General features: G+C 74.2%; 15 protein-coding genes and 1 pseudogene. 10 read left to right on the forward strand and 6 right to left on the reverse strand.

The window, feature by feature from the left end; genetic code table 11:
• Nucleotides 1-219 precede the first annotated feature (219 nt).
• Together IEZ07_RS35670 and IEZ07_RS35675 are read left to right on the forward strand one after the other, a co-directional pair.
• Nucleotides 220-351, forward strand: coding sequence for a hypothetical protein (locus IEZ07_RS35670; RefSeq protein ID WP_255529559.1), 132 nt, complete (start codon nt 220-222; stop codon nt 349-351).
• 251 nt (nt 352-602) lie between these two features.
• The gene (locus IEZ07_RS35675; RefSeq protein WP_255529558.1) at nt 603-734 is read left to right on the forward strand and encodes a hypothetical protein; all 132 of its coding nucleotides are present in this window, start codon (nt 603-605) and stop codon (nt 732-734) included.
• 50 nt (nt 735-784) lie between these two features.
• Here IEZ07_RS35675 and IEZ07_RS14710 read toward each other — a convergent pair whose 3' ends face one another.
• Nucleotides 785-1750, reverse strand: a complete 966-nt coding sequence (locus IEZ07_RS14710; protein WP_191895274.1) for a DMT family transporter — start codon at nt 1748-1750, stop codon at nt 785-787.
• Between the two features lie 67 nt (nt 1751-1817).
• Between IEZ07_RS14710 and IEZ07_RS14715 the strand changes: the two genes are divergently transcribed.
• Nucleotides 1818-3491, forward strand: a complete 1674-nt coding sequence (locus tag IEZ07_RS14715) for an aminotransferase-like domain-containing protein (protein WP_239319998.1) — start codon at nt 1818-1820, stop codon at nt 3489-3491.
• A 140-nt stretch (nt 3492-3631) separates the two neighbouring features.
• Here the strand turns inward: IEZ07_RS14715 and IEZ07_RS14720 are convergent, their stop codons facing one another.
• On the reverse strand, nt 3632-4900 hold the full coding sequence (locus IEZ07_RS14720; protein ID WP_191895276.1) for an MFS transporter: 1269 nt from the start codon (nt 4898-4900) through the stop codon (nt 3632-3634).
• A 123-nt stretch (nt 4901-5023) separates the two neighbouring features.
• Here IEZ07_RS14720 and IEZ07_RS14725 point away from each other — a divergent pair, with 123 nt between their 5' ends.
• On the forward strand, nt 5024-5662 hold the full coding sequence (locus tag IEZ07_RS14725; protein ID WP_239319996.1) for a DUF1707 SHOCT-like domain-containing protein: 639 nt from the start codon (nt 5024-5026) through the stop codon (nt 5660-5662).
• A gap of 180 nt (nt 5663-5842) precedes the next feature.
• On the opposite strand, the gene glpX is transcribed toward IEZ07_RS14725, so the two are convergent.
• Entirely contained in the window at nt 5843-6877 is a 1035-nt protein-coding gene (gene glpX, locus IEZ07_RS14730) for a class II fructose-bisphosphatase (RefSeq protein WP_068901239.1), read from the reverse strand.
• Nucleotides 6878-6960: 83 nt separating this feature from the next.
• Here glpX and IEZ07_RS14735 point away from each other — a divergent pair, with 83 nt between their 5' ends.
• Both IEZ07_RS14735 and IEZ07_RS14740 read left to right on the forward strand, forming a co-directional pair.
• On the forward strand, nt 6961-7572 hold the full coding sequence (locus IEZ07_RS14735; RefSeq protein ID WP_191895277.1) for a TetR/AcrR family transcriptional regulator: 612 nt from the start codon (nt 6961-6963) through the stop codon (nt 7570-7572).
• Between the two features lie 61 nt (nt 7573-7633).
• Nucleotides 7634-8182 carry a DUF4245 domain-containing protein gene (locus tag IEZ07_RS14740; protein WP_191895278.1) on the forward strand — a complete coding sequence of 183 codons (549 nt, stop codon included), beginning with the start codon at nt 7634-7636 and terminating at the stop codon, nt 8180-8182.
• Nucleotides 8183-8332: 150 nt separating this feature from the next.
• On the opposite strand, the gene IEZ07_RS14745 is transcribed toward IEZ07_RS14740, so the two are convergent.
• Nucleotides 8333-8563, reverse strand: a complete 231-nt coding sequence (locus IEZ07_RS14745) for an exodeoxyribonuclease VII small subunit (protein ID WP_068901243.1) — start codon at nt 8561-8563, stop codon at nt 8333-8335.
• A 247-nt stretch (nt 8564-8810) separates the two neighbouring features.
• Between IEZ07_RS14745 and IEZ07_RS14750 the strand changes: the two genes are divergently transcribed.
• From IEZ07_RS14750 to IEZ07_RS14760, 3 genes are all read left to right on the forward strand, one after another.
• On the forward strand, nt 8811-9392 hold the full coding sequence (locus IEZ07_RS14750) for a PadR family transcriptional regulator (RefSeq protein ID WP_191895279.1): 582 nt from the start codon (nt 8811-8813) through the stop codon (nt 9390-9392).
• Nucleotides 9392-10339 (forward strand): CPBP family intramembrane glutamic endopeptidase, encoded by a 948-nt coding sequence (locus IEZ07_RS14755; RefSeq protein ID WP_191895280.1) that lies wholly within the window; start codon nt 9392-9394, stop codon nt 10337-10339. The genes IEZ07_RS14750 and IEZ07_RS14755 overlap by 1 nt, the downstream gene beginning before the upstream one ends.
• 93 nt (nt 10340-10432) lie before the next feature.
• Nucleotides 10433-10903 (forward strand): GNAT family N-acetyltransferase, encoded by a 471-nt coding sequence (locus tag IEZ07_RS14760; protein WP_196465754.1) that lies wholly within the window; start codon nt 10433-10435, stop codon nt 10901-10903.
• Between the two features lie 114 nt (nt 10904-11017).
• Here IEZ07_RS14760 and xseA read toward each other — a convergent pair whose 3' ends face one another.
• The gene (xseA, locus tag IEZ07_RS14765; RefSeq protein ID WP_191895281.1) at nt 11018-12235 is read right to left on the reverse strand and encodes an exodeoxyribonuclease VII large subunit; all 1218 of its coding nucleotides are present in this window, start codon (nt 12233-12235) and stop codon (nt 11018-11020) included.
• A gap of 287 nt (nt 12236-12522) precedes the next feature.
• On the opposite strand from xseA, the pseudogene IEZ07_RS14770 reads away from it, so the two are divergent.
• Nucleotides 12523-13497: pseudogene (locus IEZ07_RS14770) on the forward strand (RNA-guided endonuclease InsQ/TnpB family protein); the annotation flags it as partial.
• Nucleotides 13498-13543: 46 nt separating this feature from the next.
• On the opposite strand, the gene IEZ07_RS14775 reads toward IEZ07_RS14770, so the two are convergent.
• Entirely contained in the window at nt 13544-14590 is a 1047-nt protein-coding gene (locus IEZ07_RS14775) for a hypothetical protein (RefSeq protein WP_191895282.1), read from the reverse strand.
• Nucleotides 14591-14648: the final 58 nt, after the last annotated feature.

The following is a 14648-nucleotide window of genomic DNA, read 5'->3' on the forward strand; positions in this document are numbered from 1 at the left end:
GTCTTCGATCCTCCGTGCCGGGGGCCTTCTGCCGGTTCTCGCCGGTTCCTGCTAGAGGGTACGGCCTCCCGGCGGGCGTTCCGGAAGGCGCCCGCCGTACGGCTCCGCGGGGCGGGGTCGCTTCTTGGGCGAACCGTGGCGCGCCCGGGACGTCCGCTTGCCCGCCGGGCGACGGAGAGACGGGTGAACGCATCCGCTCCGCTTCACGAGGAGGAAGCCATGGAAGCCGCTCAGATCATGATGCTGGGGTTCGGTCTCCTGGTGCTCGCCGGGCTGCTCGTCCCGTTGATCGGGCTCGTGCTGCACGAGCTCGGGCTCCGGGACCAGGAGTGGCCGATCAGCCACCGCTGAGGGCGGCGGGCCGGATCCGGGCGCTCCTCCGCGCGCCCGGTCTCCGTGCGTCCGCGCACCCGGTCTCCGTGCGCCAGACCTTCGCGGGCCCGGCCTCCGCCTGCCCGTGCGTCCGGTGTCCGTGCGGGCGAAACGTCCTTGACGGGAACATGCGGTTTCCGTGACGTCCCTTGCCCGTGCGGGGGAGGCCGTCGGCGCAGGATGGACATGAGGCCGTACGCACCGGATGACCGGCATCTCAGGGGAAGATCATGGAAATCGGTTCTTATGTGCTGTTCGCCATCGGCTTGCTCATCATCGGCGGGCTCGTGGGGTCGTTGCTCACCATCGTGCTCCACATGGTCGCCGAGGAGAACAAGAACCAGCGTCCGCTGCGCCACTGACGGCGGGGCGACGGCCGGCCGCCACCGGGCGCCGCGCCGTCCCCCGCGGGTCAGGCCGGCTCAGCGACGGTGACCGCGGCCGCCGGTCGGCCGGGGACGGCTTCCCCGCGCCCGGGTCCCGCCGGGTCCGGGGCGTCTCTTCCGCGCCCGGGTCCGGCCGTGAGCCCGACGGCGATCCCGGTGATGACCAGCCCGGCCCCGGCCAGGTCGGCGGCGGACGGCGCGCCGAGACCGAGCACCGCGCCCGTGACCATCGCGCCGACCGGGATCAGCCCGGCGAACAGCCCGGCCGCGGCCGCGCCGAGCCGGGGCAGCGCGTCGTACCAGAGGAAGAACGCCACGGCGGTGACGACGACCGCCTGGTAGCCCAGGCCCGCCGCCTCGGCGCCGGTCGGTACGCGCAGCGCCGCGGACCCGTCGGCCAGCAATCCGATCACCCCGAGCAGCGGTACGGCCAGCGCGGCGGAGTAGGCCGAGACCCGTAGCGCGCCCAGCCGGGGCAGCAGCGGGATGGCCAGCACCGAGAAGCAGACCTCGCAGGCCAGGGCGCCCAGCGACCACAGCAGTCCGGCCGGGTCGCCGCTGCCCAGGCCGGTGGCCACGGTGGCCCCGGCGACCACGATCGCCGCCGCCGCCAGCATCCGGGGGGAGGGGCGCCCGCCGATCAGGGCGAGCGCCAGCGGGACGGTGCCGAGCACGGTGCCGACCAGTGCGGGGCCCCCGTGCCGGGTGGCCTCGATCACGCACACGTTGAAGATCGCCAGCCCGGTGAGGGCGAGGGCGGCCAGCAGGGCGGCCTCGCGGGGCGACGGCCGGACGAACCGCAGGCCCGACAGCCGGACGACGGCCAGCAGGATCACCGCGGCCAGCAGGTAGCGCAACGCCTGCCCGCCGTAGATCGGATAGTCCTCGATCAGCCCGGAGACCCCGGCCAGGGTGCCCACCAGGAACATCGCTCCGGCCGCCTGGGCGGGACCGCGGAACCGGGCCGCGCGGGTGGTGACAGCATCGCTCATGCCCGGAATGCTAGGGAGACAATGGTTTCCCAGTTCAGTCCAATCACCGAGCAGAACAGAGGACCAATTGGCCGATCTCCATCTGAGCGTCGACCGGGCCGCGGGCGGGATCGCCGGGCAGATCACCCGCGAGCTGCGCGAAGCCGTACGGCAGGGCAGGCTGGCCGCCGGGGTGCGGCTGCCCGCGAGCCGGGAGCTGGCCAGGGATCTCGGTCTGTCGCGGGGCGTCGTCGTCGAGGCGTACGAGCAGCTGGTCGCCGAGGGGTTCCTGGTCGCGAAGGTCGGAGCCGGGACCCGGGTGGCCCCCGCCGCGAGCCGCGCTCCCGGCTCCGGTTCCGGCCCTGTCACCGGCCGTCGCTCTGACTCCGGCCTCGGTTCCAGTCTCGGCTCCGGCCTCAATCCCGGTCCCGGCCTCAATCCCGGTCCCGGTCCCGGTCCCGGTTCCGCTTCCGGCCTGGGTACCGGCCCCGGCCCCGGTCTCGGTTCCGCTCCCGTTCCCGGGGCCGACGGTGTCCTCCGCCGGGGTTCTCCGGGCGCGGGAGCGGAGCGCCCCGGTCCCGCGGATGCGGGGACACCGGTCCACGAGTGCGACTACGGGCGCCGCCCCACCTCCCCCGACCTGCGGACCTTCCCCCGGGAGCGGTGGCTGGCCGCGACCAGGCGGGTGCTCGCCTCCCTTCCCGCCGGAGCCCTGGACTACGGCGATCCCGGCGGCGTCCGGGAGCTGCGCGAGGAACTGGCCGCCTACCTGCGCCGGGTCCGGGGGGCCGACGCGACCGCGGACGAACTGGTGATCGTGGGCGGGGTCGCCCAGGGGCTCAGCCTCACCGTCCAGGTACTCGCCGGGCGCTTCCCCGAGCAGGGGGAGCACCCCGGCCGCGACCTCGGCTGGTTCACCGGCCGGGCCGCGCGCCCGGCGGACCGCGAGCGCGACCTGCGGCTCGCGGTGGAGGACCCGACCGGCCTGCGCCAGCTGCCGCTGCTGCGGGCCGCGGGCGCCGACCTGGTCGCGGTCCCGGCCGACGAGGAGGGCATCGACGTGGCGGCGCTGGCCGCGGCGGAGGTCCGGGCGGTGCTGCTCACCCCGGCCCACCACTACCCGACCGGGGTCGTGCTCTCCCCTCGCCGCCGCGCGGAGCTGACCGAGTGGGCCGCGGCGACGGGTGCGGTGGTCCTGGAGGACGACTACGACGCGGAGTTCCGGTTCGACCGCGACCCGGTGGGCTGCCTGCAGGGGCTCGCCCCGGGCCGGGTGGTCCTCGCCGGGAGCGTCAGCAAGTCCCTGGCCCCGGGGCTCCGGCTCGGCTGGGTGGTGGCCCCGCCGCACATCGCCGGAGCGGTACGGCGGGCACGGGCGGAGCAGGACATGGGGTCGCCGGTGCTGGAGCAGCACGTGCTGGCGGACCTGCTGCGGACCGGGGCCTACGACCGGCACCTGCGGCGGATGCGCCGGGAGTACCGTGCCCGGCGGGACGCCCTCGTGCGGGCCCTGGCCGAGCACCTCCCCGAAGTCACCGTGTGGGGCGTCTCCGCCGGGCTGCACCTGTTCGCCGAGCTGCCCGGCGGCTGGGACGAGCGGGCCGTCGCGGCGGCGGCCCGGGCCCGGGGCCTGGCGGTCGAGCCGGTGGCCCCGATGCGCCGCCGGCCGGGCCCGCCCGCCCTGGTCATGGGGTTCGCCCGGCTCCCCGCCCAGCGCGCGGGGGAGATCGTCGCCGCGGTCGCCGGTGACCTCGCCCGCTGACGGCCGCCGTCAGGAGGAGCCCCGTCCCGGACGTCGTGAGCCGTCCGAGCCGAGCCTCCCGTCCCGCGTCTTCCGGCGTCGGGGCTCCGCCCCGTCGGTCCCGGCCCCAGAGTCGGGACCGGGGCCGGGACCGGGGGAGGTCAGGAGACCGCCGGGGCGGGCTCGGTCCTCGGCCGGAACCCCCCGGCCAGCGGCACGATCAGGGCGATCAGCACCACCGCGGGCACGAACGCCGCCCGCACGTCCACGGTGTCGTTGATCGTGCCGACCACGGCGGCGCCGACGACGAACCCGACGTAGTTGAACAGGTTGACCCGCGCGATCGCCGTCTCGGCCCCGGCGCCGAGCCGCCCCGCCGCCGAGAACGACTGCGGGGCGATGACGGACAGGCCCACCCCGACCAGGCCGAACGCCAGCACGGCCACGACCGGGCCGGGGGCGGCGACGACGCCGATCGCGCCCAGCGCCCCGACCACCGCGCCCGCGCGGACCACGGGGGCCGGACCGTGGCGGCGGACGGCGAGGTCGCCGGGGACCCGCGCCAGGAGCATGGCGGCCTGGTAGGCGAAGTAGGCCATCGGCACCAGCCATCCGCTCGCGGCCAGCGCCTTCTCCATGTAGACCGTGCTGTAGTTGGAGACCGCCGCGTCGCCGACGTAGAGGAACGCCATCGCCAGGCAGAGCGGGACGACCGGCCGCCACGGCACCCGGGCGGGCGCCGTCCCGTCCCGCGGGGGCGACCCGGCCGGCGCGTCCGCCCCCGGGTGCTCTCCGGCGTCCTCCGCGGTGCTCCCCGCGGCCTTACCCGCCGCGTGCTCCGCGGCCGCCCGCTGCGGGAACCGCTCCTCGGCGGCGCCGTACAGGCGGGGGAGCAGGGCCAGCGAGACGAGCGCGCCGAGCACCACCGGGACGGAGAACGCCCAGACCAGATCCACCTCCAGGGCGCTGAAGGCGGAGTTGAGCCCGGCGCCCAGCATCGAGCCGACGCTCCAGACCGCGTGGAAGCCGGTCAGCACGCTCATGCCGTACCGGCGCTCGACCGCGACCGCCTGCATGTTCATCGCCGCGTCGACCGCCCCGACGAAGAGCCCGAAGGCGGCGCTCAGCACGTAGAGCCCGGCGAGCTGGCCGTTCCAGCCCATCAGGACCACGACGGCGCAGACGGCGAGCTGGGAGAGCCTCAGGACCGGGGCGCTGCCGTACCGCGCGGCCAGGGGGGCGGCGGCGACGCTCCCGACGCCCGCGATCAGCGGCACCAGCAGCAGGACCAGCGTGAGGTCGCCGTCGCTCAGCCCGAACGCGCGCTGCAGGTCGGCCACGTGGGTGAGCAGGGTGGCGAAGCACAGGCCCTGGACGAAGAAGGCGGCCCAGGTCGCCACCCGTGCCTGCCGGTCACGCGGGGTCGGCATCGCGACCTCCAGAGAACATGAGGGGGGTTCAAGTTCTCGCCAGGCTAGGCGTGTCTCCCCTCCGGGTCAACGGTCGTCCGCGGGCCGGGCGCATCCGGGTCCGGCAGGGATTATCGTCGAGGCGTGGACGATTCCAGGCCCCCCGCGACGCCGGCCGTGCCGCCTCCGGGGCGGCCCCCCGCGACCAGGGGGAGAGCGCCGGAACCCCGCCCCGGCGACCTGAGGGCGGGCGACTCCGACCGGGAGCGGGTGGCCGCGGTCCTGGGCGACGCGCTCGCCGACGGCAGGCTGGCCCACGACGAGCACGAGGAGCGCCTGGAGGCGGTCTACCGCGCCCGCACGCTGGGCGAGCTCGCCGCGATCACCGCCGACCTGCTCCCGCCCGAGGCCCAGCCGCTGCGCACCGACGTCCGGCCCGTGACGGCCTTCTTCGGCTCGGAGGAGCGCTCGGGCCGCTGGGTGGTGCCCACCCGCTTCTCCGCCACCGCCGTCTGCGCCAACGTCACCCTCGACCTCTGCGAGGCGCTGCTGCAGTCCAGCCACGTGACCCTCCAGGTCACCGTGATCGGCGGGACGCTCACACTGATCGTCCCGGAGGGCGTGCGGATCGAGATGCCCGCTTCCCTCTTCCTGGGTGGGAAGAAGAACCAGGTCCGGCCCGCCCCCGACGGTCCGGTCATCGAGATCACCGGCCTCGTCTCGATGGGCAGCGTGATCGCCAAGTCGCCCAAGCGGCCCCGCCGCTCCTGGTTCCGTCGCTGACGCGCGGGGCCTTCCCTCCGGCGATCCGCCGTACGGCCTCCGGCGGGTCCGCCGCAGGGCCTTCGCGGTGCCCGGAGGGCTTCCGGGCGGCTCCCGGGGCTCCCGGGCGGCTCCCGGACGGCGGGGGCCGCACGGCCGCGTCCCGGCGTCCCGGCCGTCCGCCGGGACGCGGTGCTGACCCTAGCTGGCGCTGTCGAAGTTGATCGCGCTGTAGGCGCGGAGCTTCCAGAGCTGGTGCTCCGACTCGATCTTGCGGATCGTGCCGGAACGGCCGCGCATCACCAGCGAGCTGGTCACGGCCCGGCCGCCCCGGTAGCGCACGCCCTGCATGATCTCGCCGTCGGTGATGCCGGAGGCCGCGAAGAACACGTCATCGGACTTGACCAGGTCGTCGGTGGTCAGTGTGGCGTCCAGATCGAGGCCCGCATCCAGGGCCTTGCGGCGCTCGGCGTCGTCCCGCGGCCACAGCCTGCCCTGGATGACCCCGCCCAGGCACTTGAGCGCGCAGGCCGCGATGATGCCCTCGGGCGTGCCGCCGATGCCGAGCATCAGGTCGATGCCGGTGCCCGTGCGCGCCGCCATGATCGCGCCGGCCACGTCACCGTCGGTGATGAGCTTGATCCGCGCGCCGGTCTCCCGGATCTCGGCGATGATCTTCTCGTGCCGGGGCCGGTCGAGGACGACCACGGTCACGTCCGAGGACTCGCACCCCTTGGCACGGGCCACCGCGGCGATGTTGTCGGCCACCGGCGCGTTGATGTCCACCGAGGAGGCGGCCTCCGGGCCGGTCACCAGCTTGTCCATGTAGAAGACGGCGGACGGGTCGTACATCGAGCCGCGCTCGCTGACCGCGATCACCGAGATGGCGTTGGGCATGCCCAGCGCGGTGAGCCGGGTGCCGTCGATCGGGTCCACGGCCACGTCGCACTCCGCGCCGGTGCCGTCGCCCACGGACTCGCCGTTGTAGAGCATCGGCGCGTTGTCCTTCTCGCCCTCGCCGATCACGACCACGCCGTTCATCGACACGGTGTTGATCAGCTGCCGCATCGCGTTGACGGCCGCGCCGTCGGCGCCGTTCTTGTCGCCCCGCCCCACCCAGCGGGCGGCGGCCATCGCGGCGGCCTCGGTCACCCGGACCAGTTCCAGGGCGAGGTTGCGATCGGGCGCGTGCGCGCCCGTGGCGAGGGCGGCGGGAACGGACGTCTGCTCGGACATGGCGGAAGGCCCCTCTCGTGGATTACTGCAACGATCGTAGTTGTCCCCCTCTTGCCTGGCCGGGAAGGGATAACCTGCCGACCATGAGCAGCGACACGGATCGGTCGGCGACGGGCGTGACCGCACGGACCTCGGAGCGGGGCGCCGCCACGCGCGTCGCGCTCCTGGCGGCGGCCAGGGAGGTCTTCGTCACGAGCGGCTTCGCCGACGCCGGGGTCACCGAGGTGGTCGCGCGCGCGGGGGCGAGCGTGGGCAGCCTCTACCACCACTTCTCCGGCAAGGCCGATCTCTATCTGACGCTCTTCGAGGAGTTCCAGGCCCGGCAGACCCAGCGCACCAAGCAGGCGCTCCAGTCGGCCAGGGCCGAGGGCGAGACCGACCCGATGCGGCTGTTCATCGCCGGGGCCCGCGCCTACCTGGAGGGCTGCCTGGCCGAGCGCGAGCTCGCCGCGCTGTTCCTGCGCGGTGACGGCCCGCCCGGTTTCGAGCTCGTCATGCGCGACCGGCTGCGCCAGTGGGCCAAGCGCAACGCCGCGCTGTTCGAGGGCGACGAGGGCGCGCTGGTCGTGGTCGTCACCGGGGCGCTGGCCGCCGCCGTCTCCGAGATCGTCCTGTCGCCGGACGAGGACGCCTCCCGCCGGCTCGCCGAGGACGTGCTCGCCATCATCGGGCGGATCCCCGGCCCGCAGGCGTGACACCCCGCCCGGCCGCACCTGCAGGCCGGACCGCGCTCCCGGACGGGTAGTCTCGCCACTCGTGCAACGGTTCACTGAGGGTTTCCGCGGCTACGTCGCCGCGATGCTGATCTGCCTTCTCGGCGTCTTCGTCTTCCTGTTGGTCACGCCGCAGAGCAGGGAAGAGCACATCCCCAGGATCGACTACTCGATCGACGTCGCCAACATGCGGCGCGACGCGCCGTACCAGGTCTGGACGCCCGAGCCGGTGCCCGCCGACTGGATCCCCACCAGCTCCCGGAAGACCGCGCAGCGGGGCGTGGTGACCTGGCGGCTCGGTTTCGCCACGGCCAAGGGCGCCGACGGCGAGCGCGAGCACGTGATGCTCGCGCAGAGCGACGAGAAGCCCGCCGCCGGGTTCGCCGACCGGATGGCCAACAGCAACCGGTCCGTCGGCACCGTCCAGATCGCCGGTGCGGCCTGGGAGAAGCGCCAGCGGGAGGACAAGGACCAGCGCTCGCTGGTGCGGGTCCTGCCCGGCTCCGTGATCGTCGTCACCGGCACCGCCGGATGGGACGAGCTGACCGCCTTCGCCGGCTCACTGAAGCAGCAGCCGAAGGCCACGTCCTAGCAGGGTCCCGGCGCGGGCCCGGCGGGGCACGGCGGGGTTCGGCACCGCCCTGGTCAGGGGCTCGGCGCCGTCCCGGCGGCGGCTCGATGCCGTCCCGGCCGGGGGTTCGGCGCGGTCCCGGCGGGGTCCGGCGCCGTCCCGGCCGGACGCCTAGAAGGGCTGGTCCCCGCCGGGGTCGGGCTGCCTGCGCTGCGCCATGGCCGCGGCGAGCTTCACCCGGGCGCCCTGCAGCCACTCCTCGCAGAGCGCGGCCAGCCTCTCGCCGCGCTCCCACAGCTCGATCGACTCCTCCAGGGTGAGCCCGCCCGCCTCCAGGCGGCGGACCACCTCGGTCAGCTCCTCGCGTGCCTGCTCGTACGACGGTGTCTTCTCCTCGGCCACGCACCCACCCTAGTGGTGCTCCGCCGGGCGGTCCGGTCGCGGCCGTACCCGCGTGCCCTGGCGCAGGTGCCCGGGGCGGGTGTCCGGGGTTCACCGGTTCGCGATCGTCCCCTGCGTCGGCATGCGGGTGCCCGGGGCGGGGCCGTCCCGGGTCCGGTGAGGAGGAGGACTTCCGAGTCCGCGTGCGGGGGATTGCCATCCTCTGTTGTATCTGTTAGATATCTCTGAAAGAGATAAGGAGGTGCCGATGGCACGGCGAAGCCAGACGGAGACGGCGGTGCTGGGGGCGTTGAGCATGCACCCGATGACGGCCTACGCGCTCCGGGAGGCCATCCGGGACGTGCTCGGGCACTTCTGGAGCGAGAGCTTCGGACAGATCTACCCGACGCTCGGCGCCCTCGAACAGCAGGGCCACGTGGAACGCCGCGAGGGGCCGCGCTCCGGCTCGTCGACCTTCGCCATCACCGACTCCGGCACCGCCCGCCTGCGCGAGCTGCTGAGCGAGCCGATCGCGGCGACGCCGCCGCGGAGCGGGCTCCTGCTGCGGCTGTTCTTCGGCCGGACCCTGGGCGTGCGCAAATGCCGGGAGCTGCTGCTGGAGGCCAGGGCGGACGCCGAGCGGAGCCTGGCCGAGTACGACCGCCTGGCCCGCACGATCTCCGCCGAGGAGGCGGGCTCTCCGGACCTGCCCTACGTCCTGACGACCATATCCGCCGGCCGGCACAACGCCGAAGCCGCCATCACCTGGGCCGACGAGGCCCTCGCCCTGCTCGAGGACGTCCCCGGGGACGATCCCCCCGCGAACGGCCCCCCTGCGAACGGAGAGTAATGATGACCGTCTCGGCCGATCCCGTGAACGTCGCGCAACTGCGCCGCCCGGTCCCGCGGCTGCGCGCCCGGATCAACTTCGCCGTCTTCTCCGCCGTCACCGTCGGCGGCGGCTGGCTCTTCGCCGCCATGGACCGGGCCACCGGGGAGACCGTCGGAAACGGGAGCGTGACCTCCGCCGCCGGCGGCACGAACGGGCAGGGACTGTGGATCGCCGTCCCGGCGCTGACCGCGCTCGCCCTGTACTTCCTCAACCGGGACGGCGCGGGACGCCTGGGGCTCACGCTGCGGTTCGCGGGCCGGGCCCGCTGGTTCGCGTTCGCGGCGGTGTTCTCCCCGGCCGTGGCCGCCGTCGCGGTGGCGGCGGCCACGGCCTCCGGCGCCGCGACGTTCTCCGCCGCCCCGCGCGCCGGCGAGCAGCCCCTCCTCGCCGCCTTCGCCACCGCGCTCGGCTTCCTGGTGGTCAAGAACCTGCTGGAGGAGTTCATCTTCCGCGGGTACGGCACGCGCACCGCGATGGCGCTCGGCCTGCGCGGCGTCGCCCCGCACGTCCTCGTCGGGCTGGTCTGGGGGCTGTGGCACCTCCCGCTGTACACCGTCTGGATGTCCCAGGCGGACTTCCGCCAGAGCACGACGCTGCCGTGGGCGTGGTACCTGCCGACCTTCCTCGCGGGCATCGTGGCGATGGCCGTCCTCTACGGCGAGATGCGCGTGCGGACCGGCTCGATCTGGCCCGGCGTGGTGCTCCACACGGTCAGCAACGCCCTCACGACCCCGCTCCTGATCAACGGCCACGTGCGCTACGAGGACCACGGCGACGTGGTGTTCGGCCTCGCCGGCAACTCGGTCGTCTCGGTCCTCCTCTTCGGAGGGGCGGGACTCCTCCTCCTGCGCCGCCGGAACCGGGGCGTCGGGAGCTCGGGCGGTGAGCCCGCGGGCCCGGTCTGACGGCCCGGTCTGACGGCCCGGGGTGGGGCCCGGACTGGGGGCCGATCCGGCCGGCCCGGCGGAGCACCGCCGGACGGCTGGAAGACTGGCGGGGTGAGTGTGCGCGACGCGACCCCCGGCGACATCCCCGAGCTGGTCCGCCTGCGGGAGATCCTGACCGAGCGGATGGCCCTGGACGGGACCTACCCGCTCTCCGAGCACTGGCAGGAGGCCTACGCCGAGAGCCTCGCCGAGCGGATCGGCACCCCCGACACGGCCGTCTACGTGGTGGACGCCCCCGGGGGAGGTCTCGCCTCCTGCGGGATCGGCCTGGTCTTCAACCGCTTCCCCGGACCGTCCCTCCCCGACGGCAGGTACGGCTACATCCAGGGGATGACCACCGATCCCCGGCACCGGCGCAGGGGACACGGCCGGGCCGTCCTGGGCGCGCTCCTGGACTGGTACCGGGCGGGCGGTGTCCGCAAGGTCGATCTGCACGCGACCTCGGACGGGGAGCCCCTCTACCGCGAGCTCGGCTTCGTCGAGGACGGCTACCCCTCGCTCACCTGGCGGGACCTCTCCTGACCCGTCCGCCCACCCCGATGAGACCCCTCCCGGCCCGTCCGCCCACCCGGCGGGACCTCTCCCGGCCCCGGTCCGGGCGCGCGCCCATGCGGCGGGATCCGGCCGCCCGCCCGTTCACGCGGTGGGATCCCTCCTGGCGGTGACGACCGTGATCCGGTCGTCGGGGAAGCGGACCGTCAGCTCGTCGCCTCCGGTCACGTCGGCCGCCCGCCGTACGACCTCGCCGGAGGGGCGCTGCACGATCGCGTAGCCGCGCTCCAGGGTGGCGGCGGGGGAGAGGGCGACCAGGCGGGCGCGCAGGTGGCCGAGGGAGTCCTGGGCGCGGTCCAGGGAGCCGGTGAGCGCGCGCCGGGCCCGGTCCCGCAACTGCTCGGCCTGCTCGGCCCGGCGCTCGATCTCGCGGACCGGGTCGGACAGGGACGGCCGGGAGCGGACCGCGGCCAGCCAGGCCGTCTCGCGGTCCAGCCAGCCGCCGGCCACCCGGCGGCCCCGGTCGCGCAGCTGCCGGACGAGCGTGAGCTGCTCGCCGACGTCCGGCACGACCTTCTTGGCCGCGTCGGTCGGGGTGGAGGCCCGCACGTCGGCGACCAGGTCGAGCAGCGGGCTGTCCTGCTCGTGGCCGATCGCGCTGACCACCGGCGTCAGGCACGCCGCCACCGCGCGGACCAGCGCCTCGTCGGAGAAGGGCAGCAGGTCCTCCATCGACCCGCCGCCCCGGGCGATCACGATGACCTCGACCTCGCCGTCCGCGTCGAGCCGGCGCAGCGCCTCGGTGACCTCGCCCACGGCGTACGGTCCCTGCACGGCGGCCTGCTCGACCTTGAAGCGGACCGCGGGCCAGCGGCGCCGCGCGTTCTCCAGCACGTCGCGCTCGGCCGCCGAGTCACGGCCGCAGATCAGCCCGACCGTGCCGGGCAGGAACGGCAGGCGGCGCTTGCGATCGGCGGCGAAGAGCCCTTCGGCGGCGAGCACCTGGCGCAGCCGCTCCAGCCGGGCCAGCAGCTCGCCGACCCCGACCGGGCGCATCTCCAGCGCGGTGAACGCGAAGGAGCCCCGGTTGACCCAGAAGTCGGGCTTCAGGTTCATCACGACCCGGGCGCCGTTCACCGGGCGGGGGACGGTCGCCTCGTAGACCCCGCGGGGGCAGGTCACCTTGGTGGACACGTTCGCCACCGGGTCGCGCAGCGTCAGGAACACCGTGCCGCCCCGCGCGGTCAGCTCGGTGATCTGCCCCTCGACCCAGACGGTGCCGAGCTTGCCGATCCAGCCGCCGACCATCTGCAGGACGGTGCGGACCGGCAGCGGCTGCTCCGGAGTGGTCTTCGACGTCATGCGGGAAGCCTAGAGGCGGCGGCTACCGGGATGCGGGCCAGTGCTCCGGCCTTCAGGACTCCGTGTTGCTCGATTACGTGGATCGTGCGGTGAATTCCAGCGGCGGCCCATCTCGATGCAGGACATCAGCCGCTTCCGAGGAGTCACGCCGAATTGGGCACCGGAGTCCTTCGGGCCGGGGGTGAAGGCCCGCGCGGGAGTGCCCGCCAGGGCGCGAGCACGCCCTGACCGGACTGCTCTTGCCGCTCAGCCCACCAGGCGTAGAAGACCAGGACGGCGCGGGATTCTCCGTGGTGCTCCAGCAGGCGCTGGGGGACCTGAACACCGCCTACCGCAACTTCTTCGCCTCGATCTCCGGCACGCGCAAGGGACCGAAGGCCGCTGCTCCCCGATTCCGGTCCAAGAGGGACAGACGACAGGCGATCCGCTTCACGAAGAACGCCCGGTTCTCGGTCACGGCGGGCGGGAGGCTGCGCCTGCCGAAGATCGGCGACGTGGACGTACGGTGGTCGCGCCCCCTGCCATCGGCACCGTCGTCCGTGACGGTCATCAAGGACGCGGCCGGACGGTATTTCGCTTCGTTCGTCGTCGAGGTCGGCGACGAGCCGCTCCCGCAGACCGCCTCCGAGGTGGGCATCGACCTCGGGCTCACGCATTTCGCGGTCCTGTCGAACGGCCGGAAGATCGACAACCCGCGTTTTCTGCGCCGCGCCGAACGCCGGCTGAAGAAGGCCCAGCAGGCCCTCAGCCGCAAAGCGAAGGGGTCGAACAACCGCAAGAAGGCCGTCGTCCGGGTCGCCCGCGCACACGCGAAGGTGACCGACGCGCGCCGGGACTTCGGACACAAGCTCTCCACGCAGATCATCCGCGAGAACCAAGCGGTGTACGTGGAGGACCTGTGTGTCAACGGCCTGGCCCGCACGACGCTGGCGAAGTCCATCCACGATGCGGGCTGGTCGCAGTTCGTCGGCATGCTCGCCTACAAGGCCGTCCGCCACGGACGAACCCTTACCAGGATCGACCGTTGGTTCCCGTCGTCGAAACTCTGCTCGGCATGTGGGGTGGTGGCCGAGTCCCTGCCGCTGGGCGTCCGGTCGTGGACCTGTTCGTGCGGAGCGGTCCACGACCGGGACGTCAACGCCGCGATCAACATCCTGGCCGCCGGACGGGCGGACAGGTTAAACGCCTGTGGAGGCCGGGTAGGACCACCGCTCGCGGTGGCGCAGGCCGATGAAGCAGGAAGCCTCAGGGGTGCCGCGTGAACGCGCGGCACGGGCTGAGTCCTCGGCCTTCAGACCGGGGAGCGCGTCAATCGGCGGCCTCCAGCTTCGCGAGGCGGTTCTCGTACATCCGCACGACCTCGGCGCGGGCCGTGGTCACCTGCTCGTAGGCGATCATGTCCTTGATCTGCTGGGCGCTCTTGCCGCGCATGCGGGCGCGCAGCGAGGCGACGGTCAGGCCGGAGTAACCGGGCAGCGGCTCGGCGAGCGCGCCCTCCCCGGCCTCGGCGGGCGCGGCGGTTCCGGGCGCGGCGGCGGGCTTGGCGGTCTTGGAGGTCCGGGCGGCCTTCGCGGGGGCGGGGCTCGCGGCCTCCTGCTGGACCTTGGCCTTCGCGGCCTTCGCCCGGGTGGTCTTGGACTTGGCGAGCTCGGGCTCGGCGGGCTTGGTCTTCACGACCTCGACCTCCGCCTCGACCGGGACGGCGCCGAGGGCGTCGGGCTTCTCGACCTCGACCTCCACCTCGGCCACCTCGACCTTCACCGCGGGCGGCACGGCGATCACGGGCTCGGGCGCGGGCTCGGCGGCCGTGGGCGCGGAGGCGAAGACGACCGGCTCGGGCCGGGTCCTGCCACCGTTGGAACCGGCCTCGGGCCGGACGGGCTCCGCGGTCGAGTCCTTCGCGGCGGCCCCGGCCCGGGCGGGCTTCGCGGTCGCGGCGACGGGCTCGACGGTCTCCGGTCCGGCCGGGGCGCCCGGGGCCTCCGGGGCGGCCTTCGCGGCGGTCTCCGCGCTGGTCTCCGCGACGGCCTCGGGAGCGGTGGCGGACGCGGCCGTGGCGGCGGGCTCGGCCTTGGGCTTCGCGGGGGCGAAGATGACCGGCTCGCGGCGGGCGGGCCGCTCCTCCGCGGTCCCGGCCGCCCCGGCCTGCTCGTCGACGGCGGCGGCCTGCTCGGACGCCGACGGGCGCCCCTCGTCGAGGCCGCCGTCGCCACCGGCCATGCGCTTGATCCTGCTGCGGACCCGGTCGCCGAGCATCAGCGCCTGGCCGACTCCGCTCAGGGTGGTCTGCAGCACGTAGAGCGGTAGTTCCTTCGCCTTCCCGGCGACGTTGCGGAAGAGATCAGGGACTGACATTTCGTCTCCTGGAGAACGGTATCGGACAACTGATTGCGGCAATAAGGTGCTTTGTGAG

The organism is Planomonospora parontospora, assembly GCA_014647935.1.
GTDB classification, from domain to species: Bacteria; Actinomycetota; Actinomycetes; order Streptosporangiales; family Streptosporangiaceae; genus Planomonospora; species Planomonospora parontospora.

Bases quoted from the DNA above. Each gene is read 5' to 3' on its own strand.
- IEZ07_RS35675 (WP_255529558.1), top strand. From the start codon at position 603: ATGGAAATCGGTTCTTATGTGCTGTTCGCCATCGGCTTGCTCATCATC.
- IEZ07_RS14710 (WP_191895274.1), bottom strand. From the start codon at position 1,750: ATGAGCGATGCTGTCACCACCCGCGCGGCCCGGTTCCGCGGTCCCGCC.
- IEZ07_RS35670 (WP_255529559.1), top strand. From the start codon at position 220: ATGGAAGCCGCTCAGATCATGATGCTGGGGTTCGGTCTCCTGGTGCTC.
- IEZ07_RS14750 (WP_191895279.1), top strand. From the start codon at position 8,811: ATGGCACGGCGAAGCCAGACGGAGACGGCGGTGCTGGGGGCGTTGAGC.
- IEZ07_RS14775 (WP_191895282.1), bottom strand. From the start codon at position 14,590: ATGTCAGTCCCTGATCTCTTCCGCAACGTCGCCGGGAAGGCGAAGGAA.
- glpX (WP_068901239.1), bottom strand. From the start codon at position 6,877: ATGTCCGAGCAGACGTCCGTTCCCGCCGCCCTCGCCACGGGCGCGCAC.
- IEZ07_RS14735 (WP_191895277.1), top strand. From the start codon at position 6,961: ATGAGCAGCGACACGGATCGGTCGGCGACGGGCGTGACCGCACGGACC.
- IEZ07_RS14755 (WP_191895280.1), top strand. From the start codon at position 9,392: ATGATGACCGTCTCGGCCGATCCCGTGAACGTCGCGCAACTGCGCCGC.
- xseA (WP_191895281.1), bottom strand. From the start codon at position 12,235: ATGACGTCGAAGACCACTCCGGAGCAGCCGCTGCCGGTCCGCACCGTC.
- IEZ07_RS14720 (WP_191895276.1), bottom strand. From the start codon at position 4,900: ATGCCGACCCCGCGTGACCGGCAGGCACGGGTGGCGACCTGGGCCGCC.